The 22,119-nt window shown below is 68.9% G+C and carries 30 protein-coding genes; 15 read left to right on the top strand and 15 right to left on the bottom strand.

Annotated features, from left to right (window positions below; all coding sequences use genetic code 11):
- Positions 1 to 34: 34 nt before the first annotated feature.
- Both AC1DQJ_RS17080 and AC1DQJ_RS17085 read right to left on the bottom strand, forming a co-directional pair.
- Positions 35 to 877 carry a bestrophin-like domain gene (locus AC1DQJ_RS17080; protein ID WP_477605445.1) on the bottom strand — a complete coding sequence of 281 codons (843 nt, stop codon included), beginning with the start codon at positions 875 to 877 and terminating at the stop codon, positions 35 to 37.
- 243 nt (positions 878 to 1,120) lie between these two features.
- Complete coding sequence (locus tag AC1DQJ_RS17085) at positions 1,121 to 1,516, bottom strand: DUF1801 domain-containing protein (protein WP_477605447.1); 396 nt, start codon at positions 1,514 to 1,516, stop codon at positions 1,121 to 1,123.
- 131 nt (positions 1,517 to 1,647) lie between these two features.
- Between AC1DQJ_RS17085 and AC1DQJ_RS17090 the strand changes: the two genes are divergently transcribed.
- Genes AC1DQJ_RS17090 through AC1DQJ_RS17100 form a run of 3 tightly spaced genes read left to right on the top strand, consistent with a single transcriptional unit; the run spans position 1,648 to position 2,792 of the window.
- Positions 1,648 to 1,971 (top strand): ArsR/SmtB family transcription factor, encoded by a 324-nt coding sequence (locus tag AC1DQJ_RS17090; RefSeq protein WP_477605449.1) that lies wholly within the window; start codon positions 1,648 to 1,650, stop codon positions 1,969 to 1,971.
- Entirely contained in the window at positions 1,968 to 2,378 is a 411-nt protein-coding gene (locus AC1DQJ_RS17095; protein ID WP_477605451.1) for an SRPBCC family protein, read from the top strand. The genes AC1DQJ_RS17090 and AC1DQJ_RS17095 overlap by 4 nt, the downstream gene beginning before the upstream one ends.
- 12 nt (positions 2,379 to 2,390) lie before the next feature.
- On the top strand, positions 2,391 to 2,792 hold the full coding sequence (locus AC1DQJ_RS17100; protein WP_477605453.1) for a DUF1801 domain-containing protein: 402 nt from the start codon (positions 2,391 to 2,393) through the stop codon (positions 2,790 to 2,792).
- Positions 2,793 to 2,826: 34 nt separating this feature from the next.
- Here AC1DQJ_RS17100 and AC1DQJ_RS17105 read toward each other — a convergent pair whose 3' ends face one another.
- Together AC1DQJ_RS17105 and AC1DQJ_RS17110 are read right to left on the bottom strand one after the other, a co-directional pair.
- Positions 2,827 to 3,486: a PEPxxWA-CTERM sorting domain-containing protein gene (locus tag AC1DQJ_RS17105; RefSeq protein ID WP_477605455.1), complete on the bottom strand. Its 660-nt coding sequence runs from the start codon at positions 3,484 to 3,486 to the stop codon at positions 2,827 to 2,829.
- A gap of 181 nt (positions 3,487 to 3,667) precedes the next feature.
- Positions 3,668 to 4,552: an aspartyl protease family protein gene (locus AC1DQJ_RS17110; protein ID WP_477605457.1), complete on the bottom strand. Its 885-nt coding sequence runs from the start codon at positions 4,550 to 4,552 to the stop codon at positions 3,668 to 3,670.
- A 230-nt stretch (positions 4,553 to 4,782) separates the two neighbouring features.
- Here AC1DQJ_RS17110 and AC1DQJ_RS17115 point away from each other — a divergent pair, with 230 nt between their 5' ends.
- Genes AC1DQJ_RS17115 through AC1DQJ_RS17125 form a run of 3 tightly spaced genes read left to right on the top strand, consistent with a single transcriptional unit; the run spans position 4,783 to position 7,024 of the window.
- On the top strand, positions 4,783 to 5,895 hold the full coding sequence (locus AC1DQJ_RS17115; RefSeq protein ID WP_477605459.1) for a sensor histidine kinase: 1,113 nt from the start codon (positions 4,783 to 4,785) through the stop codon (positions 5,893 to 5,895).
- A 2-nt stretch (positions 5,896 to 5,897) separates the two neighbouring features.
- Positions 5,898 to 6,638, top strand: a complete 741-nt coding sequence (locus AC1DQJ_RS17120) for a LytR/AlgR family response regulator transcription factor (RefSeq protein WP_477605574.1) — start codon at positions 5,898 to 5,900, stop codon at positions 6,636 to 6,638.
- Positions 6,639 to 6,640: 2 nt separating this feature from the next.
- Entirely contained in the window at positions 6,641 to 7,024 is a 384-nt protein-coding gene (locus AC1DQJ_RS17125; RefSeq protein ID WP_477605461.1) for a VOC family protein, read from the top strand.
- Here AC1DQJ_RS17125 and AC1DQJ_RS17130 read toward each other — a convergent pair.
- Positions 7,021 to 7,800: a LytR/AlgR family response regulator transcription factor gene (locus AC1DQJ_RS17130; RefSeq protein WP_477605463.1), complete on the bottom strand. Its 780-nt coding sequence runs from the start codon at positions 7,798 to 7,800 to the stop codon at positions 7,021 to 7,023. The two genes, AC1DQJ_RS17125 and AC1DQJ_RS17130, sit on opposite strands and share 4 nt — an antisense overlap.
- The gene (locus tag AC1DQJ_RS17135; RefSeq protein ID WP_477605465.1) at positions 7,800 to 8,888 is read right to left on the bottom strand and encodes a sensor histidine kinase; all 1,089 of its coding nucleotides are present in this window, start codon (positions 8,886 to 8,888) and stop codon (positions 7,800 to 7,802) included. The genes AC1DQJ_RS17130 and AC1DQJ_RS17135 overlap by 1 nt, the downstream gene beginning before the upstream one ends.
- Before the next feature lie 244 nt (positions 8,889 to 9,132).
- On the opposite strand from AC1DQJ_RS17135, the gene AC1DQJ_RS17140 reads away from it, so the two are divergent.
- Positions 9,133 to 11,226, top strand: a complete 2,094-nt coding sequence (locus AC1DQJ_RS17140; RefSeq protein ID WP_477605467.1) for a catalase — start codon at positions 9,133 to 9,135, stop codon at positions 11,224 to 11,226.
- A gap of 6 nt (positions 11,227 to 11,232) precedes the next feature.
- Here AC1DQJ_RS17140 and AC1DQJ_RS17145 read toward each other — a convergent pair whose 3' ends face one another.
- A complete protein-coding gene (locus tag AC1DQJ_RS17145; protein ID WP_477605468.1) occupies positions 11,233 to 12,159 on the bottom strand; it encodes a LysR substrate-binding domain-containing protein in 927 nt (308 codons plus the stop codon).
- 98 nt (positions 12,160 to 12,257) lie between these two features.
- On the opposite strand from AC1DQJ_RS17145, the gene AC1DQJ_RS17150 reads away from it, so the two are divergent.
- Positions 12,258 to 12,437 carry a hypothetical protein gene (locus AC1DQJ_RS17150; RefSeq protein ID WP_477605470.1) on the top strand — a complete coding sequence of 60 codons (180 nt, stop codon included), beginning with the start codon at positions 12,258 to 12,260 and terminating at the stop codon, positions 12,435 to 12,437.
- 85 nt (positions 12,438 to 12,522) lie between these two features.
- Entirely contained in the window at positions 12,523 to 12,927 is a 405-nt protein-coding gene (locus tag AC1DQJ_RS17155) for a DUF6491 family protein (protein ID WP_477605472.1), read from the top strand.
- Between the two features lie 10 nt (positions 12,928 to 12,937).
- Here AC1DQJ_RS17155 and AC1DQJ_RS17160 read toward each other — a convergent pair whose 3' ends face one another.
- From AC1DQJ_RS17160 to AC1DQJ_RS17170, 3 genes are read right to left on the bottom strand one after another with little or no spacing between them, the layout of a single operon-like run.
- Positions 12,938 to 13,195 (bottom strand): DUF3297 family protein, encoded by a 258-nt coding sequence (locus AC1DQJ_RS17160; RefSeq protein ID WP_477605474.1) that lies wholly within the window; start codon positions 13,193 to 13,195, stop codon positions 12,938 to 12,940.
- Between the two features lie 56 nt (positions 13,196 to 13,251).
- A complete protein-coding gene (locus AC1DQJ_RS17165; RefSeq protein WP_477605476.1) occupies positions 13,252 to 13,539 on the bottom strand; it encodes a hypothetical protein in 288 nt (95 codons plus the stop codon).
- Between the two features lie 48 nt (positions 13,540 to 13,587).
- Complete coding sequence (locus AC1DQJ_RS17170; protein ID WP_477605478.1) at positions 13,588 to 14,502, bottom strand: HAD family hydrolase; 915 nt, start codon at positions 14,500 to 14,502, stop codon at positions 13,588 to 13,590.
- Between the two features lie 161 nt (positions 14,503 to 14,663).
- Here AC1DQJ_RS17170 and AC1DQJ_RS17175 point away from each other — a divergent pair, with 161 nt between their 5' ends.
- Entirely contained in the window at positions 14,664 to 15,047 is a 384-nt protein-coding gene (locus AC1DQJ_RS17175; protein ID WP_477605480.1) for a hypothetical protein, read from the top strand.
- 145 nt (positions 15,048 to 15,192) lie between these two features.
- Here AC1DQJ_RS17175 and AC1DQJ_RS17180 read toward each other — a convergent pair whose 3' ends face one another.
- Positions 15,193 to 16,554, bottom strand: coding sequence for an aminotransferase-like domain-containing protein (locus AC1DQJ_RS17180; protein WP_477605482.1), 1,362 nt, complete (start codon positions 16,552 to 16,554; stop codon positions 15,193 to 15,195).
- Positions 16,555 to 16,636: 82 nt separating this feature from the next.
- On the opposite strand from AC1DQJ_RS17180, the gene AC1DQJ_RS17185 reads away from it, so the two are divergent.
- Complete coding sequence (locus AC1DQJ_RS17185; protein ID WP_477605484.1) at positions 16,637 to 17,071, top strand: DUF983 domain-containing protein; 435 nt, start codon at positions 16,637 to 16,639, stop codon at positions 17,069 to 17,071.
- 233 nt (positions 17,072 to 17,304) lie between these two features.
- On the opposite strand, the gene AC1DQJ_RS17190 is transcribed toward AC1DQJ_RS17185, so the two are convergent.
- On the bottom strand, positions 17,305 to 17,667 hold the full coding sequence (locus tag AC1DQJ_RS17190) for an EthD domain-containing protein (protein WP_477605486.1): 363 nt from the start codon (positions 17,665 to 17,667) through the stop codon (positions 17,305 to 17,307).
- Between the two features lie 126 nt (positions 17,668 to 17,793).
- Between AC1DQJ_RS17190 and AC1DQJ_RS17195 the strand changes: the two genes are divergently transcribed.
- Both AC1DQJ_RS17195 and AC1DQJ_RS17200 read left to right on the top strand, forming a co-directional pair.
- Positions 17,794 to 18,153 (top strand): nuclear transport factor 2 family protein, encoded by a 360-nt coding sequence (locus AC1DQJ_RS17195; protein WP_477605488.1) that lies wholly within the window; start codon positions 17,794 to 17,796, stop codon positions 18,151 to 18,153.
- Positions 18,154 to 18,342: 189 nt separating this feature from the next.
- A complete protein-coding gene (locus AC1DQJ_RS17200) occupies positions 18,343 to 18,552 on the top strand; it encodes a dodecin (RefSeq protein WP_477605490.1) in 210 nt (69 codons plus the stop codon).
- Here the strand turns inward: AC1DQJ_RS17200 and AC1DQJ_RS17205 are convergent.
- Complete coding sequence (locus tag AC1DQJ_RS17205) at positions 18,539 to 19,192, bottom strand: DsbA family protein (protein ID WP_477605492.1); 654 nt, start codon at positions 19,190 to 19,192, stop codon at positions 18,539 to 18,541. The genes AC1DQJ_RS17200 and AC1DQJ_RS17205 overlap by 14 nt on opposite strands.
- A 68-nt stretch (positions 19,193 to 19,260) precedes the next feature.
- Here AC1DQJ_RS17205 and AC1DQJ_RS17210 point away from each other — a divergent pair, with 68 nt between their 5' ends.
- Entirely contained in the window at positions 19,261 to 19,761 is a 501-nt protein-coding gene (locus AC1DQJ_RS17210) for a GNAT family N-acetyltransferase (protein ID WP_477605494.1), read from the top strand.
- A gap of 6 nt (positions 19,762 to 19,767) precedes the next feature.
- On the opposite strand, the gene AC1DQJ_RS17215 is transcribed toward AC1DQJ_RS17210, so the two are convergent.
- Together AC1DQJ_RS17215 and AC1DQJ_RS17220 are read right to left on the bottom strand one after the other, a co-directional pair.
- Complete coding sequence (locus AC1DQJ_RS17215; protein ID WP_477605496.1) at positions 19,768 to 20,301, bottom strand: 2TM domain-containing protein; 534 nt, start codon at positions 20,299 to 20,301, stop codon at positions 19,768 to 19,770.
- A gap of 141 nt (positions 20,302 to 20,442) precedes the next feature.
- Entirely contained in the window at positions 20,443 to 21,048 is a 606-nt protein-coding gene (locus tag AC1DQJ_RS17220) for an FMN-dependent NADH-azoreductase (protein WP_477605498.1), read from the bottom strand.
- 109 nt (positions 21,049 to 21,157) lie between these two features.
- Here AC1DQJ_RS17220 and AC1DQJ_RS17225 point away from each other — a divergent pair, with 109 nt between their 5' ends.
- Positions 21,158 to 22,093 (top strand): LysR family transcriptional regulator, encoded by a 936-nt coding sequence (locus AC1DQJ_RS17225; protein ID WP_477605500.1) that lies wholly within the window; start codon positions 21,158 to 21,160, stop codon positions 22,091 to 22,093.
- Positions 22,094 to 22,119: the final 26 nt, after the last annotated feature.

Raw genomic sequence — 22,119 nt, forward strand, 5'->3', positions numbered from 1 at the left:
GCTCGGCGGGCGGGACATCAGGTGGAACCCCAGTTCAACTCGGCGGCGGCTTGGCGTCCTGGATCCGGTAGCGGTCGTAGTCCGAGATCGGCAGGTCCTTCATCGATTTGAGCAGGAGTTCGATCGGCGCCTGGCTCTCGCGGATCCCGCCGCGGTTCGGGCGATCGATGTCCAGGATGAGCATCAGGCACAGCACCAGCAGGCCCAGCATGAACATCGCTCCGGCCCGCCCGCGCGGGGCGACAAAGAGATAGCCGAGCACGCTGGCGGTCACGACCATGTAGATGATCAAGACCACGAACACCTCGGTCGGCACGTGCACCCGCCGCGCCGCCTTCCGGGAGGCGTCCAGGTCGATGAGGTTGTTCATCGTCTCGAGATAGGCGCTGGAGAAGTCCAGATGCTTGACCGTCTGGAACGCCGATGACGTGGCGGCCCAGAGCTCGGTGAGCAGCCTGTCGTTCTCGGCGAGCAGCGGCGGGATCTTCTCCGCTGGCGCGGTCGCCAGGGCGAGACGATTGCCGGTGTAGTCGGTCAGCAGGCCGCTGATCCGGGTCCGATGCGGTTCTTCCAGCAGCTGGGTGCGCAGGTAGGTGGTGCCGATGGCGTTGGCTTCTTCCAGCACAAGCGCGCGGCGGGTCTCGAACCGATCGACGGCCAGGGCGAAGGTGAAGCCGAGCAGCAGGGCGAGCAGACCCAGCACCGCCGAGGAGATGAAGCCGTCGAGCTCGTCGGAGCGCTCGGCGTCGCCCCGGCCGCGATCGTGCCGTCGGCGCAGCGCGGCGCCGAGGACGACGCCCAGCGTCATCAGGGCCAAGACAGCGGCGCCGACCACGAGGATCGGGGCGCTGTAGACCCAGTTCGTCAGGACATCCACGGCCACCTCCAGCTCTGCTTGAGGATCGGCCGGGAACGCTGAGCCGCAAATCGGTGAAAACCCGGAGACGGCGCCGACCGCGCGCGGCGTGCTTAGGGTTTAGCCTGATAGCCGGGCGGCGGCCGCTACGGCAAAGGTATGCGGGTCGAACAGCGGGGCCTAGGTCATCGGGTCCCTTGCCGCCAACCGGCGGCTGGCCAGGCCAGGAACGTCATCCCCCGGCGTTCCTGGCCGCGGCCTGAATCAGCGCTTGGCCTTCTTTGATTTGTTCAGGTCCGCGGCGTCGCGGATGAGGGTCTTCAGGGCCTCGGCGTCGATCCCCTCGCCTTGGCGGAAGTCGATGGCGCGGCGGGTGTTTCCCTCGAGGCTGGAGTTGAACAGGCCCTTGGGGTCGTTGAGCGAGGCCCCCTTGGCGAAGGTCATCTTGACGACCTCCTTGTAGGTTTCGCCGGTGCAGATGATGCCGTGGTCCGACCAGACCGGCACGCCGCGCCACTTCCACTCCTCGACGACGTCGGGATCGGCTTCCTGGACCAGGGCGCGGAGCTTGCCGAGCAGCTCGCCGCGCCAGTCGCCGAGGTCCTTGATGCGCTGATCGATCAGCGCGGAGGGGCTGCCCTGTGCTGCGACGTCATCCATGCCCGAACCTCCAGTTGCCGAGTTGATAGCGAATGCGGTGCGGGCCGGATTGATCCCGTCGCAAAGCTGCTTGCCACATATATCTCATCGGTTATAGGTACGATCAATAGCCTGCGAGTTATAGATCTCAGATGACGCCCTCCCACGACGTGCTTTTCCGGACTCTGGCCGACCCGACCCGCCGGGCGCTGTTCGAACGGCTGTGCCGCGAGGGCGAGCAGACGGTCGGGGCGCTGACTGCGCAGGCCGGTGTCTCGCAGCCGGCGGTCTCGAAGCATCTTGGGGTGCTCAAGCAGGCCGGACTGGTGAGCGACCGCCATCAGGGCCGCCAGACTCATTACAGCGCGCAGCTCGGCGCCTTGGCCCCGCTGCTCGACTGGACGCATCACATGGCCGGGTTCTGGGAGACCCGGTTCGACAAGCTGGAAGATCTGCTCAGGAGGATGGATCAATGACCGATGCCGACACCAAGACCCGCGCCGTCGTGGTCGAGCGGGAGGTGCCGTTTCCGCTGGAGCGGATCTGGCGGGCGCTGACCCAGCCGCACCTGATCGCAGAGTGGCTGATGAACAACGACTTCGAGCCGAAGGTGGGACACGGGTTCAGCCTGCGAGCCGACTGGGGCTCGGTCGACTGCAAGGTGCTGGCGGTGGAGCCGAACAAGACCCTGGCCTACACGTGGGAGGCCCACGGCCTGGAGAGCGTGGTCACCTGGACCTTGACCCCGACCGGCGCGGGGACCCATCTGCGCATGGAGCAGGCCGGCTTCCGGCCCGACCAGAAGCAGGCCTATGGCGGCGCCCTGCAGGGCTGGCCGCGGTTCTTCGACAGCCTGGAGCAGGTCCTGGCGCGAACCGACTGAGGGACAGGGGCGATGGTCAACCTGCTTTCCGGCGGCAATCCGCAGATTTCGAAGGGCTACGGCGACGAGCCGGTGCAGGCCTACATCGCCGCCATGCCCGGCTGGAAAAGCGAACTGGGGCGGAGGCTGGACGCGCTCATCGTCCAGGCCGTGCCGGGGGTCAGCAAGGCGGTGAAGTGGAACTCGCCGTTCTATGGCCTGGAGGGCGAGGGCTGGTTCCTCAGCTACCATTGCTTCGACAAGTACGTGAAGGTGGCGTTCTTCAAGGGCGCGGCGCTGGCACCGCTCCCGCCCGGCGCGTCCAAGCAGAAGGACGTGCGCTACCTCGACATCCGCGAAGATGACGCGCTGGACGAGGCCCAGTTCGTGGACTGGGTGAAGCAGGCCAGCCGACTGCCGGGCGAGCGCATGTGAGCGAAGGGAGGCCGGCGGCCTCCCTCGCCCGAGTTTAGGCGAAAGCGGCCGAGCGGCGGCGGGCGCTGCGCACCGAAGCGCCGGCCAGGCCAAACCCGGTGATCATCATCGCCCAGGTCGCCGGCTCAGGAACCGGGCTGGCGATCGCCCCGTCGGTGACGGTCACGTTGTCGAACCAGACGCCGCGCTTGAAGGCGAATTGGTCGGACTGGAACTGGAACCGCAGGTTCACGGTCTCGCCGGCGAACTGGCTGAGGTCGATCTCCATCGTCCCGTCGATGTCGCCCGAGGCCCCGACATTGCCGAGCCGCACGAAGCCGCCCTTCATCGGGCCGTAGACGCCGGCGGAGGTCGGGGGCAGCAGGTCGGTGGCGGCGTTGAAAGTGCTGGCGGTCGAGCCGAGCACGTTGAAGCCGTCGAACCCCAGCTCCGAGATCAGGTCGAAGTCGAAGGACAGGATGGCCTTGGTGACGCCGGTCAGGTCGAGCGCAAGCTGGTAGTAGGAATAGTCGTTGTTGACGTAGTTGTTTACGTGACCGACGTGGCCGTCGCTAAGCGCGAACCGGCCGCCGAGGGACTCGTTCGCGCCCAGGGCGCCATCGAAGGTCTGCTTGAATATCACCGCCGCCGAGGCTGGGGTGGCGGACGCCAGGGCGGCGCCGAGCAAGGTCGCAAGGACCACGCGGGTTCTCATCGTCGATCTCCATAGGACGTTTGTCGGCCCGAAGATCGCGCGAGGGCGGGGGCGGCGTCCGGAGCTCTTAGCCGAGGGCCTGGCGGCGAAAGGTCGAGCGGCGGAAGGCGGGATCGGATCGATCAGGGCGTTGGGCGAAACGGCTCCACGCGACGAAAGCGCAGGGCCGCGCGATGAAGAGTCAGCCCGCGACTGCGCCCAGATAGATGCGGCGGTTCGGGTAGTCGATGACCAGCCGGCGGTCGGCGAACTGGTCCATGCCGACGATGATGGCCGGACCCTCGCCGAAGCCTAGCGCGCCAAAAACCGGCAGGTCGGCGATCCGCAATTCGGCGTCGCGCCGGGACTGCCCGGCCAACTCGAGGTTCTTGAAGGTATGGCGCACGACGCTGGTCGCAGCGGCGCCGACGCCGCTCGCCGAGCCGCCGTGCTGGAGGCCGGGATCGGCCTGATCGACGCCCAGCGCCTGGGCCGCGGCCCAGTTCATGATCGTGCGGGCCGCGCCGGTGTCGACGATGGCGGGGATGGCCTGGCCGTCGATCATCACCGTGAGGCGAGGCGTCTGCCCGTCGTCGAGCGTGAACGGCGCGCCGGAGTTGGCCACGTCCGCATCGGCGAGCTTCGTCTCGAGGCGCCAGTCGCGGCGCGGAGCGTCGAGCACCAGAACATGGCGGCTGAGCACGTCGGCGCCGAGGATGCCCTGGACGCCGAGCTGGTCAACCGGGCTGGCCGGCAGGGCGTAGCCCTCAAGCCGTTCCACCGTGCGGCCGGCGACGGCGAGGTCGCTGAGCGCGATCAGGTCGATGCTGGCCGCGCCGCCGACGCCCTGGACGGTCTGGCCGCCGACCACGGTCGGGCTCTTGCCAAGCGCGGCGAAGTAGCCGGGCAGGATGGCGGTGCGGGTGGCCGCGGTGTCGATGACGAACCTGTGCGGTCCGCGGCCATCGATGCGCAGCTCGGTGACCGGCAGGCCGTTCGCCAGCAGCTGCAGAGGTTCGGCCACGGCGGGCGCGGCGGCGAGGCAGGCGGCTGCGGCGATCGCCGCGCGCAGGTGAGGGAAGGACATGCGGTCTCCATCGAACGTTCGCCCACCCTCCGCCGCGCGCGGCCGCACGTCTGCGAGCGTTCGATCACGGCGTCCTGGCCTTCGGTCGGGAGACGAAAACGCTGGCCTGCGGGGCCGGAGCGATCGGCGAGGGGCCAGCGACACGATGAAAGCGCTCCGCGACGCGACGAGATTGCGTGCGAGCCGGTAAGCATCGTTATAGTTTTTGCAGAAGTTTGAAGGGGGTGCGGATGTTCAAGACGCAAGAGTTTCGCCAGATCGCGTTGCTGGCGGCCGTGCTCTGGACAGTGGACGTGCTCCTGTTCTTCGCGCCGAATGTTCTCCTGGGAGAGTCCATAAGCGCGGCGGCGACCGCCCGCATTGTGCTGATCGGGCTGGAGGGGATGGCGCTGAGCGCCCTGATCTTCGCGGTGGTCCGCGGCGTCGCCGGCTGGAGCGGACCTGCGCGCTACGCCTCGGTGATCGCCGTCTCGATCCTTTGCGGCGGCGTGGTCTCAGGTCTGGATCTGCTTGCCAAGGATCCGCTACGCGAATTGCTGTCGCCGGCCGAGACGCCGTTGAGTCCGGACACGGTGCTGATCCATGCCCTGGTCAACTGGATCGGGCTGGCCTGGATCTTCTGGCTGACAGGGGTGATCTTCCTGCTGCTGAGATCCAACCGCATGGTCCAGCAGCGGGACCGCGACCTGGCCGCCGCGCAGGCCGCGGCGCTCAAGGCGGAGAACGCCGCGACCGCCGCACGGCTGGCGGCGCTGCGTTATCAGCTCAATCCGCACTTCCTGTTCAATACGCTGAACGCGGTGTCCTCGGCAGTGGTCAACCTGCGCATCGAGGAGGCCGAGACCATGCTCTCGCGGCTGGCGGAATTCCTCCGCGTGACCCTGGCCGCCGATCCTGAGGCGATGGTGCTTCTCGAGGAGGAGCTAGAAGCGCTGCACGCCTATCTGGCCATCGAGGGCGAACGCTTCCGCGAGCGGCTGGGCGTGCGGTTCGTCTGTCCCTCGGACCTGGAGCGCGCCGAGATCCCGAACTTCCTGCTGCAGCCGCTGGTCGAGAACTCGATCAAGCATGCGGTGTCCCGTACGACGCGGCCGGTGACCTTGCTGGTCGAGGCGCGGCGGGAGGGCGAGCAGCTGGTCATCGTGGTCGAGGATGACGGCGAGGCGGCGCCGGCGGAGCAACGCAGCGGCGGCGGGGTCGGCGTCGCCAATGTGCGCCAGCGGCTGGAGGCGCTTTATGGCGACCGCAGCAGCCTGGAGTCCGGCGCCAAGCCGGGCGGCGGCTACCGCACCCTGATCCGCATGCCGCTGCGGCTGCGTGAAGAGCAGGCCCTGGCGGCGTGACGATGCGGGTCCTGCTGGTCGACGATGAGCCCGCGGCGCTGGAGCGGCTGAAGGCCCTGCTGGCCCAGATCGGCGATGTAACGATCGTCGGCGCCGCGCCTGACGGCCCGGCGGCGCTGGCGGCGATCGCCGAGGAGAAGCCGGATCTGGTCCTGCTCGACATCCAGATGCCGGAGCTGAACGGGCTGAGCGTCGCCGCGCAGATCCCGCCGGCGCATCGGCCGGAGATCGTCTTCGTCACCGCCTTCGAGATGTACGCGCCCGACGCCTTCGAGGTGGAGGCCGCGGACTATCTGCTGAAGCCGGTGCGCTTCGACCGTCTGCGCCAGGCGATCGAGCGGGCCCGCCGGCGGCAGAGCCTGCGCAGCCAGCTGACCTTGTCGACTCCGGCGGACGCCGAGGACGGCGATGGCATCTGGGTGCAGACCCGGAACGGCCATGTCCGTGTGCTGCTGCGCGAGATCGACTGGATCGAGGCGGCTGGCGACTACGTGCTGCTGCACACCGCCACGCGCAGCAACATGCACCGCGCCACCATGTCGGCGCTGGAGCGCAAGCTGGACGGCAGCCGGCTGATGCGGGTGCACCGTTCGGCCTTCGTCGCCCCCGACCGCGTCCGCGAGGTGCGTCGGACGGGGCGCGGGCTCTCCTCGCTGGTGCTGATGGACGGCGTGGTCGTCCAGGTCGGCCCGACCTATCATCCCGCGGTGATGGAGCGTCTTGGCTTCCAGGAGGCGGACTGAGCATGGCCCGCATCCGCGAGATCGTCGTCGATTGCGCCCGGCCGGCGGCGCTGGCGCGGTTCTGGGCGGGGGCGTTGGAGGGCTACGATGTGCGCGTCTATGACGAAGCCGAGATCGCGCGGTTGGCGGGGCTGGGGCTGACGCCGGAGACCGACCCCGCGGTGATGGTCGATGGGCCGGGACCGACGCTCTGCTTCCAGCTGTCGGTGCGGGCGGGTGAAGGGCGGCTGCATCTGGACGTCGTCGGCGGGCCGCGGGAGGCGGAGGTGGCGCGGTTGATCGGCCTGGGCGCGCAGGTGCGCGAGGCGCGCGAGGGCTACACGGTGATGCTGGACCCCGAGGGCAACCGGTTCTGCGTTCAGGACCCGCGGGCGGAAGGCGCCTAGTCCGGCCGCGCGCTCAGCAGGGCGCGGATGGAGTCTTCGTAGGAGCGGCCGACCTTCAGTTCCTCGCCGGACTCCAGTCGCACGCGCAGGTTCCGATCGCCGGCGCGCCAGATCGAGCCGACGCGGTCGCGGCGGACCAGGGACGAGCGGTGGACCCGCATGAACTCCGGGCCCAGTTCCTTTTCCATCGAGCTGATGGTCTTGCGCTGCAGCAGCGAGCCGTCCTGCAGGTGGATGCGGACATAGTCGCCTTCGGCCTGCACCCAGTTGATCGTGCGCAGCGAGACGCGGACGCGCTCTCCGCGGCGTTCGGCCCAGATCGCCGAGCGGACCAGCTCGCCGGCCTGCTCGCGGCCGATCTTCTCCACCGTGGCGCGCAGATGGCTGAGCTGGGCGCCTGCGGCGGCGATTTCCCGTTCGCGCCGCGCGCGGGTCAGGGCCTCGCGCAGCCGCTCGGCCCGCACCGGCTTGAGCACATAATCGACGGCATTCAGGTCGAAGGCCTTCACCGCGTAGTGGTCGTAGGCGGTGACGAACACCACGGCGGGGGGATCTGCGTCGGGCAGCGAGTCCAGCATCTCCAACCCGCTTACCGGTCCCATCTTGATGTCGAGCAGCAGGACATCGGGGGTGAGCTCGGCGATCAGGGGCAGGGCGGCCTCGGCGGAGCGGGCCTTGCCGACCAGCTCGACGTCGGGCCAGTCGCGCAGCAGCAGTTCGATGCGGCGCAGGGCGAGCAACTCGTCGTCGACGGCCAGGATACGCAACCGAGCCATCAGGCGAACACCAGCGGAAGGGTGATGCGGGCCGTAAAGCCGCCGGCGTCGCCCGAAGCTTCGAAGCTGCCGGCCGAACCAAAGCGGGCGGCGATCCGGCGTTCGACATTGCCGAGCCCGACGCCCGCGCCGCCCAGGCCGGCGGCGGCGCCGATCCCGTCATCGCACACTTCCAGGATCAGCCGCTGGTCGGCGCGGCGGGCGCTGATGCGCAGGGTGGTGACGAAGCCGGGGCCGCGGAGGGCGTGTTTCACGGAGTTCTCCACAAGGGGCTGGAGGATGAGGCTGGGAACGCGGGCGTCCTCGATGGTGACGGGCACGTCGATCTCGACCACGAACATGTCGCCGAGGCGGACCTCCTCGACGGCCAGATAGAGGCGCTGGAGGGCGAGTTCCTCGACCAGGCGGACATCGGCGAGCGGATCGTTGGCGAGGCCGGCGCGCAGGAATTCCGACAGCCGCAGGACCATCTCTTCGGCGAGGTCCACGCGGCGGTCGAGGATGAGCGTCGCGATCGAGTTGAGCGCGTTGTAGAGAAAGTGCGGATTGACCTGGTAGCGGAGGGCGAGGATCTGGGCCTCCTGGGCCTGGACGCGGGCCTCGGCGAGACGCCGCTCGCGCCGCCTGGCCTCGGCGTCGTGCAGCAGGGCCAGGTTCACCGCCGCCCAGAGCCCGAGCGGGGCGAGCCAGAAAACGGCGCCGCCGAGCACCTTCACCGGCGTGAAGTCCGGCGGGCCGCTGTCGCGCACCACCGCGTTGAGCGCCCGGAAACCGGCCTCGAAGACCGGGGCGCAGGCGATGAGGACCAAGGCCGTGATCATCAGCTGTCCCCAGAAGGGCTGGCCGGTCAGCCGCTCCAGGAGCGCGCGGATGAGCACCGAGAACAGAGCGCCCTGCAGGACCAGCGCCGCGTCCCAGCCCAGGTTCTGCGGCTGATAGCTATAGCCCCCCACCAGGATTGCGGAGGTCGAAGCCAAGGCGACGAACAGCACCCAGAAGCCCGCGGCCGCCATATAGACGGCGATCGCGTGGTTCAGGGTGAAGCGGCCGCTCCCCCCGGTCGAACCGGACCATATCGATGCGTTCACGGTCTCACCTTGCGGGGGGCTCCCTCCCGACCCGGTCGCTGGCGCGCGGCGCGCCGACGTTATGGGCGGCGAGCTACGCCGTCATGCGACAGATGGCATGATTTACGCGACGAACTGTCGTGATGATGCGGTGAACGGACGCCACGGCCCAAAAAGGGCCGACTCTGCTTCTTTTGAAGCGGCCTGCGACCGAAGCGTGAGGCCCGCGTTTCTGCTGCACCCCACACAGCAGGAACGAGAAGTCATGGCGAAGCCCAATGACGACAAGCAGCCGATCGCCACTACGGTCGGCGCGGGCGGCGAGACCCACCAGAGCGCCTCGGCGCCCGACGCGCGGATCACCACGAACCATGGCGTTCCGGTCAGCGACAACCAGAACAGCCTGAAGGGCGGCCGGCGTGGGCCGACCCTGCTCGAAGACTTCGTGCTTCGCGAGAAGATCCAGCACTTCGACCACGAACGTATTCCGGAACGTATCGTCCATGCGCGCGGATCAGCGGCGCACGGGTACTTCGAGCTGACGGAGTCGCTGGCCGACGTGACGCGGGCCAAGGTGCTGACGGAGGTCGGGGAGAAGACCGAAGTGTTCGTCCGCTTCTCGACCGTGGCCGGCGGCGCCGGGTCGGTGGACACCCCGCGCGACGTGCGCGGCTTTGCGGTGAAGCTCTACACCAAGGAGGGCAACTGGGACCTTGTCGGCAACAACATCCCGGTGTTCTTCATCCAGGATGCGATCAAGTTTCCGGACCTGGTGCATTCGGTGAAGATGGAGGCCGACAAGGGATATCCGCAGTCCGCCAGCGCCCACGACACCTTCTGGGACTTCGTCGGACTGATGCCGGAAACCACCCATATGATCATGTGGGCGATGTCCGACCGCGCCATTCCCCGGTCATTCCGGACGATGGAGGGGTTCGGGGTCAATACATTCCGGCTGCTGGACGAGAACGACAACCCGACCTTCGTGAAGTTCCACTGGCGGCCGAAGCTTGGCCTGCAGTCGACCTGCTGGGACGAGGCGGTGAAGATCGCCGGCGCCGATCCCGACTATCACCGCCGCGACCTGTTCGAGGCGATCTCGCACGGCGACTTCCCCGAGTGGGAGTTCGGCGTGCAGCTGCTGACCCAGGCGCAGGCCGACGCCTTGCCGTTCGACATCCTCGACGCCACCAAGGTCATTCCGGAAGAAATGGTCCCGATCCGGGTGGTCGGGCGCCTGGTGCTGGACCGCAACCCGGACAACTTCTTCGCCGAAACCGAGCAGGCGGCGTTCCTGCCGACCAACGTGCCGCCCGGCGTGGACTTCTCGGAGGACCCGCTGCTGCAGGGGCGACTGTTCTCCTACCAGGACACCCAGCTGTCGCGGCTGGGGACGGTCAATTTCCACCAGATCCCGATCAACAGCGCCAAGGGATGCCCGTTCCAGAACCTGCAGCGCGACGGCAAGATGCAGACGCAGGTTCCCAAGGGCCGGGCCAACTACGAGCCCAACAGCCTGGCCGAGCATGGCGAGACCGGCGGCCCGCGGGAAGACCCGCAGGGCGGCTTCCGAAGCTTCGCCCTGCCGTTGACGGAGACCAAGGTGCGGCTGCGCGCCGAGACCTTCGCCGACCACTACAGCCACGCACGGCTGTTCTTCCGCTCGCAGAGCCCGATCGAGCAGGCGCACCTGGCCAGCGCCCTGGTCTTCGAATTGTCGAAGGTAATGATCGAAGCCATCCGCCTGCGGGTGCTAGCCAACCTGCGCAATGTCGACGAGGACCTGGCCAAGCGGGTTGCCGCGGGCCTGGCCATGGAGTTGCCGGCGAAGTCCAAGGCGGCCGCCGAGCCGCAGGACATGAAGCCCTCGCCCGGCCTGCGCATCATCGGGAAGTACCCCGACAGCCTGACCGGCCGCACGGTCGGCGTGCTCGTGACGGACGGGGCCGACGGGGCGGTGATCGCGGGCCTGCGCAAGGCGGTAGAGGCCGCCGGCGGCGCGGTGAAGATCATCGCGCCGAAGATCGGCGGCGTGACCCTGAAGGACGGCAAGCCGCTGAAGGCCGACGGCCAGCTCGCCGGTTCGCCCTCGGTGCTGTTCGACGCGGCCGCCATGGTGGTGTCGGCCGAGGGATGCGCGGCGCTGCTGAAGGAGAGCGCGGCGTGCGACTTCGCCAGCAACGCCTTCGTCCACCTCAAGGCCATCGGCTTCACCGCCGAGGCCAAGCCGTTGCTCGATAAGGCCGGCGTACAGCCAGACGCCGGGATCGTTGATCTGGCCGGCGGCGCGGACGGCTTCATCGCTCCGGCCAGCACCCGGCAGTGGGAGCGTGAACCGAAGGTGCGGACCCTGGCCTAGCCCGGCTCAGGACCCGCGGCGCGGGTAGCGCTTGAGCACTTGGTCGTCGGCGATGCAGGCCAGCAGCCAGTCGCGGAAGGCGCGGATCTTCGGCGCGCGCTTGCGGTCGGCTGGATAGGCCAGCCAGTAGCCTTCGCCATAGTGGGCGTAGGCCTCGAACGGGCAGACCAGGCGACCGGAGGCGATGTCGCCGGCGAACAGGATCGGGGAGGCGAGGGCGACGCCCTGGCCGCCCAGCGCCGCCCCGACCTCGAGCGTTTGGCTGTCGCCGGCCAGCCGGGGCGGGGCGACCGCCTGGCCCTGGGGCCCGACGCCGGCGGCGGCGAACCACACCGCCCACTCCTCGGGCGCGCCGATCAGCGGGGCGCTCAGCAGGTCCTCGGGCCGCGACAGGCCGCCCAACTGGTCGCGCAGCTGCGGCGTGCAGAGCGGCGCGTGGATGTGCGGCAGCAGGTAGTCGGCCTCGAGCCCTGGCCAGCGGCCGCCGCCGCTGCGGATGGCGACGTCGATGTTCTCGCGGGTCAGGTCGATCAGCTGGCCTGACGTGTCGAGCCGCACCGCGATCTTCGGATGCGAGAGCTGGAAGCCGCCGATGCGCGGGGCCAGCCACTGGGTGGCGACCGTGTGGACGGTGGTGATGGCCAGCACGCCTTCGCCGGTCTCGGTCAGGTCGGAGAGGGCGGTGCGCAGGGCGCTCATCGCCTCGCTGGCCGCGCGCGACAACCGTTCGCCGGAGGCGGTGAGGGCGACTTCGCGGGGCAGGCGCAGGAACAGCGCCTGGTCGAGCCGACGCTCCAACGCCTTCACCTGCCAGCTGACCGCCGCCTGGCTGACGCCCAGCTCCTCGGCGGCGCGGGTGAAGCTCTTCAGCCGCGCGGCGGATTCGAACACACGGATGGCGCTGAGGGGGATGGAGGCGAGAATGTCAGACATAAGGCAGACTTATGCATAGAGCAGGAGGACGCGTTTGTCATCTATCGTCGTTCGTTCGATGATCCGTTCCAAGACAAGAGAAATGGACGGGTATTGTCATGGAAGAACTTCACAGGTTGCATAAGGACGTTCCGTTCGGCTGGCTGCTGTGGGCGCAGGAGCTGTTCGGCCAGGCTGCCCGCAAGGCCGCGGTTCGCAGGCTGCAGGCCGGCGGGCGCAAGAGCTACGGCTCGGCCTATGTGGCCGACGACCTGCACTGCCTCTCAGGGCCGCACTAAACGATCTGCCGAGCTGTGCTGAACCAGCAGGGGAGCAGTCGCGTTAATCGAGCGAACGTGACTGTGGTCATGCAGGAGTTGATCGATGCCTCGGGCAGTGGGCTGGCTGACCGTTCTCGGCGCAACGCTGTTGGCGGGCTGCGCGAGCAGCAGCGACGAGCCGCCCGAGAGCACGGCGAACACAAATCGGCGGTGCTTCTTCGCTTCGAGCGTCAGCTCGTTCGCCCCGGTCGACACCCGAACCGTGAACATCCGCGTGGGGGTCAACGAGTTCTTCCGGATCGACCTGATGTCGCCCTGCCGGGACGCGACCTGGACCAGCGGCATGGCGCTGGTCACCCGCGGCAGCTCCACCATCTGCGCCGGCTCCGGGCTGGGCACGACGCTGGTGACCCGCGGCCCCTCGGGGCGGCAGCGCTGTACGGTCTCGGGCATCACGGCGCTGACGCCGGAAGAGGTGCAGGCGCTGTCGGGTCGTCAGCGCCCGTAGCGAGCGCGAGCTACTCGGCGGTGTCCTGGAAGTAGGGCTCGACGTCGCCCTGCAGCTTCACGGTCATGGCGTTGCCCTTGCGGTCGACCGTCTTGCCGACGCTGAGCCGCACCCAGCCTTCGCTGACGCAGTATTCGTCGACATTGGTCTTTTCGACGCCCTTGAAGCGGACGCCGACGCCGCGCTCCAACGCGTCGGCGTCGTAGTGCGGGCTGTTCGGGTTGACGGACAGGCGGTCGGGCGGCGTGGTCGGGCGGGTGTCGCTCATGGCGGCCACTTAACCTTCCACGCCGTCCTTGCCAACCGCAGAGCGGGCGGCGACCGCTACTTCTTCTCGATCGCCTCGGCCTTGGCGTCGGCCTTCTGTTCGACCACGTCGGCCTTCTGTTCCATGGCGTCGGCCTTTGCGTCGGCGGCGGCTTCGACCGCGGCGCCTTGGCCTTGGGCGGCGTCACGGGTGGCGTCGGCCTGGGTTTCCAGAGCGTCGGCCTTCATTTCGCCCTGCGCCTCGACCGAATCGGCCTTGGCGTCGGCGGCCTTGTCGGCCGGGCTGCCGCAGGCAGTGAGGCCCAGAGCGGCGAAGGCGGAGAGAGCGAGCATCGTGTTGCGCATCGGTGTGATCCCTTCAATGTGAAGGAACCTAAGCGCCCGAGAGCGGAATCAGTTCGCCGGGAAGACCTGGCCCCAGTCGTTCTTGACGCTGACCACCTGGATGCCGAACTCGGCGGCGCGGTCGAGGGTGTCGGTCAGCGGACTGAGCCGGAAGTCGCGGTCGTAGGCGGTCTCGCGCTCATTGTCGTCGTGATGCACCAGCAGCGCCAGGCGGCGGCCGGGACCGGCGAGGCTATAGCGCAGCATGGCCTGGTCGCCGTCGGAATTGCCGACGGCCAGGATCGGGCGGCGGCCGATGTGCAGCCAGATATTCTGGGGCTTCACCGCCCGGTCGTCGAAGCTGCCGAGCGCCGGCTGCTTGATCAGCTCGCGGCCATCGTCGGAGAGTTTGGTCTGGACGCTCGAGCCGATCACCTGTTCGGGCGGGATGCCATAGACCGCCTCGGCGAAGGCCCGCATGAAGTCGATGCCGCCGCCGGAGACGATGAAGGTCTTGAAGCCATTGGCGCGCAGATAGGCCAGCAGCTCGATCTGCGGCTGATAGACGACCTGGGTGTAGGGCCGGTCGAGCTTGGGGTGGCTGGCGCTGGCCAGCCAGTCGCGCACGGTGTCCTGGAAGGCGTCGACGGCCATGCCGGCGTGAACGGCGAAGGCGAACTCGAAGACGCCCTGCTTGCCGAGCTCCTTGATGGCCGCCAGGTCGTGGGTGAGGAAGGCCTTGAAGGCCGGCTTCTCCAGCAGCGTCGGATCGGCCTTGGCCATGGCGGCGGCGCGGTCGTGGCTGAACAGCACCTGGACCTGCAGCGGCTGCTCGCACCAGAGGGTGCCGTCGTTGTCGAACACCGCGATGCGCTCGGCCGGCGGGCGATAGTCGGGGCCGCCCTCGGCGGTGACGGCGGCGACGAAGTCGAGAATGGCGCGGCGGGCGGCGCCGTCCTTCCAGGAGGGCAGGGGCTCGGTCATGGGGCTAGCCTCGCGCCAGGCGAGGGCGCGGCCAATCGGGTGTTCGTGGGACGGGGGGGAGGAAAACGCCCCATCGGGCGGCGTCAACGCGCCCTTAAGTCGTCGGCCGACAGACTGGACGGGCCCTCCATCCCCGAGGGTCATTGCGACCGGAGGTCGGCATGTCGGTGACGCGGACGTCGAGCGTGCGGCGGACCAACGACCACTTCGAGCCCGAGGCGGCGCTCGATCCCCAGGCGCAGCGCCGGCTGCGCGGCCATATCGAACAGATCGACTACACGGCCTACGCTTCCAACCGCGAGGTGATCGGCCAGGTGCTGGGCCAGGCCGACGCCGGCAAGTTCCAGAAGCTGGCTGTGGCTGCAGCCTTGGCGCGCAGCCAGTGGGTGGCCGAGGCCTTGGCCCTGACCGGAACCCCGCACCCGCTCACCCCTGAGCAGATCGCCAAGCTGGCCCGGCTGCGCAGCGCCTTCGAGGAGCTCACCGAAGCCTACGAGGCCATGCGGCGCATGGTCGAGCGGGGATACCTGACGTTTCCGGGGTGAGGCGCGGCTTCTCTTAGTTGCTCCCCCGCCGGGGGAGCTGTCAGCTGAACGGCTGACTGAGGGGGACTATCGAGTCGGCTGACCCCCTCCGTCTCGATGCCATGCATCGAGCCACCTCCCCCAGCGGGAGAGGAACTGCGCCGGTTCACACCACCAGCCGCCGGTCCGGCGCGCCGTTCAGCAGTTCGGCGACGCCTCGCAGGGCCCTTTCCAGCACCGCCTGTTTGCCGGGGCCGCCGAGCGACAGGCGCAGGCCTTCGCGGTGGGGGCGGCCGACGGCGAAGGCTTCGGCGCTGACCAGCGAGAGGCCGCGGGCCTGGGCGGCGTCGTTGAGGCGCGGGCCGGCCTGCGGCAGGTCGAGCCATAGGTGGATGCCCTCGGCCCCGCCGCTGGCCCCGGGCAGGATGCGGCGGGCGATGGCCTGACGTTCGGCGGCCTCGGCGCGCACGCCGGCCAACACCTTCTCGGCGGTCCCGTCGCGGATCCAGGCGGTGACGATGGCGGCGCTGAGGGGGGCGGCCATCAGGGTGGTGGCGCGCAGGGCCTGGGCCAGCATCTGCGCGCGGGCTGCGTCCGGGGCGACGGCGTAGGCGATGCGCAGGCCCGGCGTCAGCGCCTTGGCCGTTGTGGCGACATGCCAGGTGACCTCGGGCGCGAAGCTGGCGAGAGCGGGCAGCGGCGCGGCCGGCAGCCGGCCATAGGCGTCGTCCTCGAGGATGGCGACCCCGGCCGTTCGGGCGACTTGCGCGACTTCCCGGCGGCGCTCGACGCCCATGGTGGTGGCGACCGGGTTCTGCAGGGTGGGAATGCAGTAGATCAGCTTGGGTGCGAATTGCGCGCACAGCCTGGCCAAGGCGTCCGGCTCGAAACCCTCGGCGTCGACCGGGCAGGGGACCAGCCGCAGGTCCATGTGCGCGGCCAGGGCGCGCATGCCGGGAAAGGTCAGGGGCTCGCAGATCACCGCGTCGCCCGGCCTGGCCAGCAGGCCGAGGATGGCGGCCAGGGCCGGCTGGGCGCCCGGCGTCACCAGGATGCGGGCCGGATCGACCTCGCCCAGGCAGGGCGCGAGCCAGGTCGCGCCGGCGCTGCGCTGGCCCAGCGAGCCGCCGGCCGGGTGGTAGGCCATCAGCGCCTGGGCGTCGGTGCGCTCCAGAACCTGCTGGGCGGCGTCCTTCAGCAGCTTGCCGAGCGACAGGCCCCTGGGCGGCGGGGGCAGGTTCATCGAGAGGTCGACCAGCCCGGCCTCGTCCTCCGCCGCGCGGCCGGCGACGAAGGTGCCGCGGCCCACCGCGCCCTCGACAAGGCCGCGGGCTCGGGCGGCGGTGTAGGCGCGGGTGACGGTGGTGAAGTCGACGCCGAGCTCGGCGGCGACCGCCCGCTGCGGCGGCAACTGGTCGCCGGCCTGCAGTTCGCCTTCGGCGATGGCCGCCTCCAGCGCGCGCAGCAGGGCCAGGTAGATCGGACCGTCGGTGCGATCGACGCGGCGCAGCCAGGGCGTGGTGGTCATGCTTGCGTTCCAGGGCTCATATGCATACATTTATTGCAGATTGTAGGCATCAATACAACAATTGTATGCAGGACAGATCGCCATGCCCGCCCCCATCTACACCCCGCCGCCGCCGATCGTCGCCGGACTGCGCTGCCGCTGCCCGCGCTGCGGCGAGGGGCGCCTGTTCAGCGGCTTCCTGAAGGTCGCGGACAACTGCGAGGTCTGCGGCCTCGACTTTTCATTCGCCGATCCTGCAGACGGCCCGGCTTTCTTCGTGATGAGCGGTGTCGGCATGCTGGTGATCGCCGTCTTCACCTGGGTGGAGATCGTCTATCACCCGCCAATGTGGGTCCACGCGGTGACGGTGTTCCCGGCGCTGATCGCCGGTTGCCTGGGCGGTCTGCGCCCGGTCAAGGCCTGGCTGGTCGCCTCGCAATACTTCCACAAGGCCGAGGAGGCGCGGTTCTCAAGCCTTGGCGGTCACGGCGAGGGCGGCTTCGGCCATCGCGGGAAGGCGCGCGACCGCGCGGCGTAAAGCGCCGAAGCTCTACCAAGAGTAGGGTGTTGTTGGCGCCACGCGCGGTGGCAATTCCGCGTGCGGAACAACTGCGACAAGAATGATAATTGGAACGACTCAGAGGGTCGGCCATAAAGGCGCCACGAGTTATCGACGCGGCGCCGAATCGGCGACGAGGTCAGCCTGTGGGGACAGGCCAAGAGAGGCGCTTCCGGTTTCGCACCGGGAGCGCCTCTTCTTTTCCAAACGCATCAAAAGATAACCCGTTCAGTTCCCCACCACAGGGGCGAGCGGGAAAGGTCGATAAATCGCTTCTCGTCCTCGAGCAGCAGGGCGCCCGCCGTGCGCGCGGCCTCGTCGCTGGTCCCGGCCATATCCTCGAAACTGTCCCACCAGAGCTGGGCGACGCCGTCGAAACCTTCGGGTCCGCGGCGCGCCTGGCGCAGGGTTTCGGAGACCTCGGCCGGCAGGCTATGCAACTGCACATAGCGGCGGATGCGCAGCGCCTCGCGCACGCTGGCGACCAGTGGGGCGTGGGTGTTCAGCCAATAGTCCTGGAACTGCTCGCGGCTGAGGTGCGGCAAGCGCACCAGGGCGAAGGTCAGCTTGATCATCGATGGCGCTCCCTGTCCTGCGCCTGACGCTAGGCGCCCGCCGAGAGGCGGGCAAGTTACCTGGCGGGTAATCGCGGAGCGGCCGCGGGGGCGGCAAGGTCGGGGCGTCAACAACGGAGACCCCCGATGAGCATCCCCTTCGACATCGCCGAAACCTATATCGCCGCTTGGAACGAGACCGACGCCGCCGCGCGCCGGGCGATGATCGCCGACACCTGGACTGCGGATGCGACCTATGTCGACCCGCTGGCCGCGGTGGCCGGGCATGCAGGCGTCGACGCCCTGATCGCCGGCGTCCAGGAGCGGTTCCCCGAGTTCCGCTTTGCGCTGCTCGGCCGGCCGGACGGCCATGGCGAGCACGTCCGCTTCTCCTGGGGTCTGGGCCCGGACGGCGCCGAGGCGCCGATCAAGGGCACCGACTACGTCCGCGTCGAGGACGGGCGGCTGAAGTCGGTGACGGGCTTCCTGGACCAGGTTCCGGGTTAGAGGAGACAATTGCTCCCCCGCTGGGGGAGCTGTCAGCCGAATGGCTGACTGAGGGGGATTGCTGACTCAGCAGGCCCCCTCCGTCTGGGCGCTACGCGCCGAGCCACCTCCCCCAAAGAGGGAGGAATTGGTGGCCTAGCAACTCTCCCACAGCGCGGCTCGTTCTCCCTGGAAACAGGGAGAACGGCCATGGCCGACGACAACGTCTACAAGATCCTGGAACTGGCCGGCTCGTCGGCGAGCGGCGTCGAGGACGCGATCTCGACCGCGATCGGCAAGGCCAGCGCTACGGTGCGCAACATCCGCTGGTTCGAGGTCGAGCAGGTCCGTGGACACGTGGAGGACGGCAAGGTCGCCCACTACCAGGTGCTGCTGAAGGTCGGCTTTACCCTGGAGTAGTCGGTTCGGGCGCCGTCCCCAGCCAGGCGTGCAGCACGTTCATCACCGGGGCGGCCGGCTGGAAGCCGCGGGTCACGATGCCGTAGTGGCCTTCCTCGTTCGGGCCGCCGACCAGGGTCGGGAAGCCGGTGACGCCGGCTCGCTGGCTGGTCGCGTAGTCGTTCCAGGTCTCGTGCTTGAGGTCGTCGGTGTCGAAGTCGGCGAGGAAGGCGTCGCGCTCGACTCCGAACTCAGCGGCAAGGTCGGCCAGCACCTCCGGCTTCGTGACGTCCTTGTTCTCGGCATAGAAGGCGTGGTGCAGGCGGCGCAGGAACAGCAGCGCCTTCTCGCCGTCGTGGCGGCGGACGCGGACCACCGCGCGGGCGGCTGGATCGGTGTCATAGAGGAACCCCGGCCGGTCGAGGACCGCGTCGTCGAACGGCAGGCCGGTGGCCTCGTGGACGTGCTCCCAGTGGACCTTCAGCTCAGTCTTGGCCTGTTCGGAGGTCGGCTTGTCGTTGCCGGGCCGCAGGCCGCCCATCACCACCTCGATCGGCAGGGCGCGGCCGAAGGTCTGCCGGATCTGGGCGATGACCGGCGAGAAGCCGTAGCACCACGAGCACATCGGATCGGCGAAGTAGATCAGGCGGGGGGTCTGCATGGCGGCTTCCTCTTTCCCGGCCTATGTAGTGCGAGCCGAGCCGATCGGCGAGCCGAACGCGTTCCCACATGACCCAAATCCGTCCTGCGCGCGCCGCCGAGATCGAGGCTGTCCGCGAGATCGAGCGCACTTCCGCCACCCGGTTTGTCGGGACCGCGCGGGCCGAGCTGGCCGAGGACGAGCCGACCGACGCCGCGACTTTGCGCGAGCGGATCGAGGCCGACGGGCTGCTGGTCGCCGACGATGTCGGGGCGCCGGTCGCCTTCGTGATGTTCCGCGAGGCGGAGGGCTGCGCCTATGTTGAACAGATCGACGTGCTGCCCAGCCACGCGCGGCGCGGGATCGGGGCTGGCCTGCTGGATGCGGTGGCGGACATCGCCCGCGGGCGGGGGCTGGCGGCCCTGACCCTGTCGACCTTCAAGGATGTTCCGTTCAACGCGCCGTACTATGCGCGGCTGGGCTTCGACGTGGTCGAGAGCCTGACGCCCGGCATGTCGCAGATCCGGGCGGAACACGAAGCGCGCGGCCTGGACGAGACCGCGCGCGTGTTCATGCGACGTGGAGTCTGACGCGGCCTAGAGGTCGCGGCCGAGGTACTTCTCGACCTGACGCTTTTCCCAGGCGCCGTCGAACACTCTGGCCCCGCTGAACACGGTCAGGCCGTGGGCGGCGACGCCCATGCCCCAGCCGAGCGCCGGCCAGACGAACCACAGGTACTCGCGATAGGTCAGCAGGTTGATGGCGGCCAGGATCGGGATGACGATCAGGTACTGGGTCAGGTGGATGTAGAAGGCCTTCACCTTGCGCACGTGGGCGAGGGCGAGGGCTTCGTCGGGGCGGACATCGCGCGGCAAGTCGGGTCGAGTGGCGTCCATGGCGGGCTCCTGGAGACGGTTGAGGTCGATCTCGAAGACCACCGCGAGGGCTTTCAGCGTTTCAAGGCTGCCGGGCTGGCCGCGCTCGAGCCGCTGAATGGTGCGCACGCTGACGCCGGACACCTCGGCCAACTGCTCTTGGGACCAGCCGCGTTGCAGCCGCAGTTTCTGGATCAGCATGTTCACGTCCTCGTCGGAGATCACCCCGACCTTGCCGGGCCGCCACGCCGCCACGCCACGCCAGCAACCCGCCAACAGCCTGCCAGAAGCCCGCCAATAAGGCGACATCCGGCCGACACCAGACGGAGAAACGCCGCCAACCGTGAGGCTGACGGCGTTGGCTTTCCTCCCCCTGAAGGGGGGAGAAAAGAAGCCTTAGGCGGCGATCTTCGCCAGGACGGCGCGGCTGTCGGCGACCGCCTGATCACGGGCGTCGGGGCCATAGCCGATCTTTTCGGCGCGGACGAAGGTGACGTCGCTCAGACCGACGAAGCCCAGCAACTGGCGCAGGTAGGGCTCCTGGAAGTCCAGGCCCACGGCCGGACCTTCGCTGTAGAGACCGCCGCGGCTCTCGACCACGATCACCCGCTTGCCGGTCAGCAGGCCCTCAGGGCCGGCTTCGGAGTAGCGGAAGGTCTCGCCGGCCCGGAGCACGTGGTCGAACCAGGTGCGCAGGGTGGTCGGGACGCTGAAATTGTACATCGGCGCCCCGATGACGATGGTGTCGGCGGCGCGCAGCTCGGCGATCAGCTTGTCCGACAGGGCGCGGGCTTCCAGCTCGGGCGGCGTGACCGCCTGGCCGCGGACGCCGTTGATGGTGGACGGCAGCAGGTGCGGCACCGGATCGGCGGCGAGATCGCGGAACACGACCTTGGCGGCCGGATCGCGATCGGTGAGTTCGGCGACGGCGTCGGCGACCAGAAGGCGCGAGACCGAGGCTTCGCCGGCGGAGCTGCTGTTGAGGACCAGAATGTTCGACATGACACCCTCCAGGGCGTTGGTGAAGTTGACGCCGACAGAGATGCCGTCTTGAATGCCGCAACAGTAGCCGCCATTTTTGCGCTAATCTGTTGCAAAAAATGGAACGCCAATGTTCGACATCGAAGACATCCAGGCCTTTGTCGAGGTGGCCGAGGCCGGCGGCTTCGGCCGCGCCGGCCAGCGGCTGGGGGTGTCGAAGTCGATCGTCAGCCGTCGCGTGGCGCGGCTGGAGGGACAGCTCGGCGCGCAGCTGCTCAGCCGCACCACTCGCGGAGTCGCGGTGACCGAGGCGGGCCTGGCGTTCAAGGACCGGGCCGAGCGGGTGCTGGCCGAGCTGGAGGCGGCGCGCGACGACCTGGCCCAGCAGGGCGAGGACCTGATCGGATCGCTACGGATCTCAGCGCCGCTGTCGTTCGGGATCACCCACTTGGCCGCGGTGCTGGCCGAGCTGGCGGTGCGGCATCCAAAGCTGTCGCTGGACGTGGCCTATAGCGACCGGTTCGTCGACATGATCGGCGAGCGCTTCGATGCGGCGATCCGGATCGGATCGCTGCAGGACTCCAGCCTGATCGCCCGCAAGATCGCGCCGATCAAGACGGTGATGTTCGCCAGCCCCGCCTACCTGGCCGAACACGGCGCGCCGCGCCGGCCCGAGGATCTGAACAACCACGAGGCGGTGATCTACGGCGCCGAGACCTGGCGATTTCTCGAGGGCCGCAAGGGCATCTCGATCCGGCCGGAGGGCCGGGTGCGCATCGACAACGGCCACGCCATCGTCGAGGCGGTGAAGGCCGGGCTGGGGATCGGCATGGCCCCCACCTTCCTGGTGGGGCCGGCGATCGATTCCGGCGCGGTCGTGCCGCTTCTGCTGGACTTTCCGATGCCGGAGGCCGGGCTCTACGTGGTGCGGCCGCCGCCGGCCGGGCACATGCCGGCCAAGGTGCGGGCCCTGACCGAACTGCTGCTCGAACGGTTTGGCGGTGAGCCCTACTGGGACGCCTGCTACGCGCGGCGGGCGACGGAGATGGGCGGCGCAAAAAAATAGGGCGGCTCCCTCAGGAGCCGCCCCAG

The sequence above is a fragment of the Phenylobacterium sp. P4_E10 genome (genome assembly GCF_056401675.1).

Bases quoted from the DNA above. Each gene is read 5' to 3' on its own strand.
- AC1DQJ_RS17085 (WP_477605447.1), bottom strand. From the start codon at position 1,516: ATGGATGACGTCGCAGCACAGGGCAGCCCCTCCGCGCTGATCGATCAG.
- AC1DQJ_RS17090 (WP_477605449.1), top strand. From the start codon at position 1,648: ATGACGCCCTCCCACGACGTGCTTTTCCGGACTCTGGCCGACCCGACC.
- AC1DQJ_RS17095 (WP_477605451.1), top strand. From the start codon at position 1,968: ATGACCGATGCCGACACCAAGACCCGCGCCGTCGTGGTCGAGCGGGAG.
- AC1DQJ_RS17100 (WP_477605453.1), top strand. From the start codon at position 2,391: ATGGTCAACCTGCTTTCCGGCGGCAATCCGCAGATTTCGAAGGGCTAC.
- AC1DQJ_RS17105 (WP_477605455.1), bottom strand. From the start codon at position 3,486: ATGAGAACCCGCGTGGTCCTTGCGACCTTGCTCGGCGCCGCCCTGGCG.
- AC1DQJ_RS17110 (WP_477605457.1), bottom strand. From the start codon at position 4,552: ATGTCCTTCCCTCACCTGCGCGCGGCGATCGCCGCAGCCGCCTGCCTC.
- AC1DQJ_RS17115 (WP_477605459.1), top strand. From the start codon at position 4,783: ATGTTCAAGACGCAAGAGTTTCGCCAGATCGCGTTGCTGGCGGCCGTG.
- AC1DQJ_RS17120 (WP_477605574.1), top strand. From the start codon at position 5,898: ATGCGGGTCCTGCTGGTCGACGATGAGCCCGCGGCGCTGGAGCGGCTG.
- AC1DQJ_RS17125 (WP_477605461.1), top strand. From the start codon at position 6,641: ATGGCCCGCATCCGCGAGATCGTCGTCGATTGCGCCCGGCCGGCGGCG.
- AC1DQJ_RS17130 (WP_477605463.1), bottom strand. From the start codon at position 7,800: ATGGCTCGGTTGCGTATCCTGGCCGTCGACGACGAGTTGCTCGCCCTG.
- AC1DQJ_RS17140 (WP_477605467.1), top strand. From the start codon at position 9,133: ATGGCGAAGCCCAATGACGACAAGCAGCCGATCGCCACTACGGTCGGC.
- AC1DQJ_RS17145 (WP_477605468.1), bottom strand. From the start codon at position 12,159: ATGTCTGACATTCTCGCCTCCATCCCCCTCAGCGCCATCCGTGTGTTC.
- AC1DQJ_RS17150 (WP_477605470.1), top strand. From the start codon at position 12,258: ATGGAAGAACTTCACAGGTTGCATAAGGACGTTCCGTTCGGCTGGCTG.
- AC1DQJ_RS17155 (WP_477605472.1), top strand. From the start codon at position 12,523: ATGCCTCGGGCAGTGGGCTGGCTGACCGTTCTCGGCGCAACGCTGTTG.
- AC1DQJ_RS17160 (WP_477605474.1), bottom strand. From the start codon at position 13,195: ATGAGCGACACCCGCCCGACCACGCCGCCCGACCGCCTGTCCGTCAAC.
- AC1DQJ_RS17165 (WP_477605476.1), bottom strand. From the start codon at position 13,539: ATGCGCAACACGATGCTCGCTCTCTCCGCCTTCGCCGCTCTGGGCCTC.
- AC1DQJ_RS17170 (WP_477605478.1), bottom strand. From the start codon at position 14,502: ATGACCGAGCCCCTGCCCTCCTGGAAGGACGGCGCCGCCCGCCGCGCC.
- AC1DQJ_RS17175 (WP_477605480.1), top strand. From the start codon at position 14,664: ATGTCGGTGACGCGGACGTCGAGCGTGCGGCGGACCAACGACCACTTC.
- AC1DQJ_RS17180 (WP_477605482.1), bottom strand. From the start codon at position 16,554: ATGACCACCACGCCCTGGCTGCGCCGCGTCGATCGCACCGACGGTCCG.
- AC1DQJ_RS17185 (WP_477605484.1), top strand. From the start codon at position 16,637: ATGCCCGCCCCCATCTACACCCCGCCGCCGCCGATCGTCGCCGGACTG.
- AC1DQJ_RS17190 (WP_477605486.1), bottom strand. From the start codon at position 17,667: ATGATCAAGCTGACCTTCGCCCTGGTGCGCTTGCCGCACCTCAGCCGC.
- AC1DQJ_RS17195 (WP_477605488.1), top strand. From the start codon at position 17,794: ATGAGCATCCCCTTCGACATCGCCGAAACCTATATCGCCGCTTGGAAC.
- AC1DQJ_RS17200 (WP_477605490.1), top strand. From the start codon at position 18,343: ATGGCCGACGACAACGTCTACAAGATCCTGGAACTGGCCGGCTCGTCG.
- AC1DQJ_RS17205 (WP_477605492.1), bottom strand. From the start codon at position 19,192: ATGCAGACCCCCCGCCTGATCTACTTCGCCGATCCGATGTGCTCGTGG.
- AC1DQJ_RS17210 (WP_477605494.1), top strand. From the start codon at position 19,261: ATGACCCAAATCCGTCCTGCGCGCGCCGCCGAGATCGAGGCTGTCCGC.
- AC1DQJ_RS17220 (WP_477605498.1), bottom strand. From the start codon at position 21,048: ATGTCGAACATTCTGGTCCTCAACAGCAGCTCCGCCGGCGAAGCCTCG.
- AC1DQJ_RS17225 (WP_477605500.1), top strand. From the start codon at position 21,158: ATGTTCGACATCGAAGACATCCAGGCCTTTGTCGAGGTGGCCGAGGCC.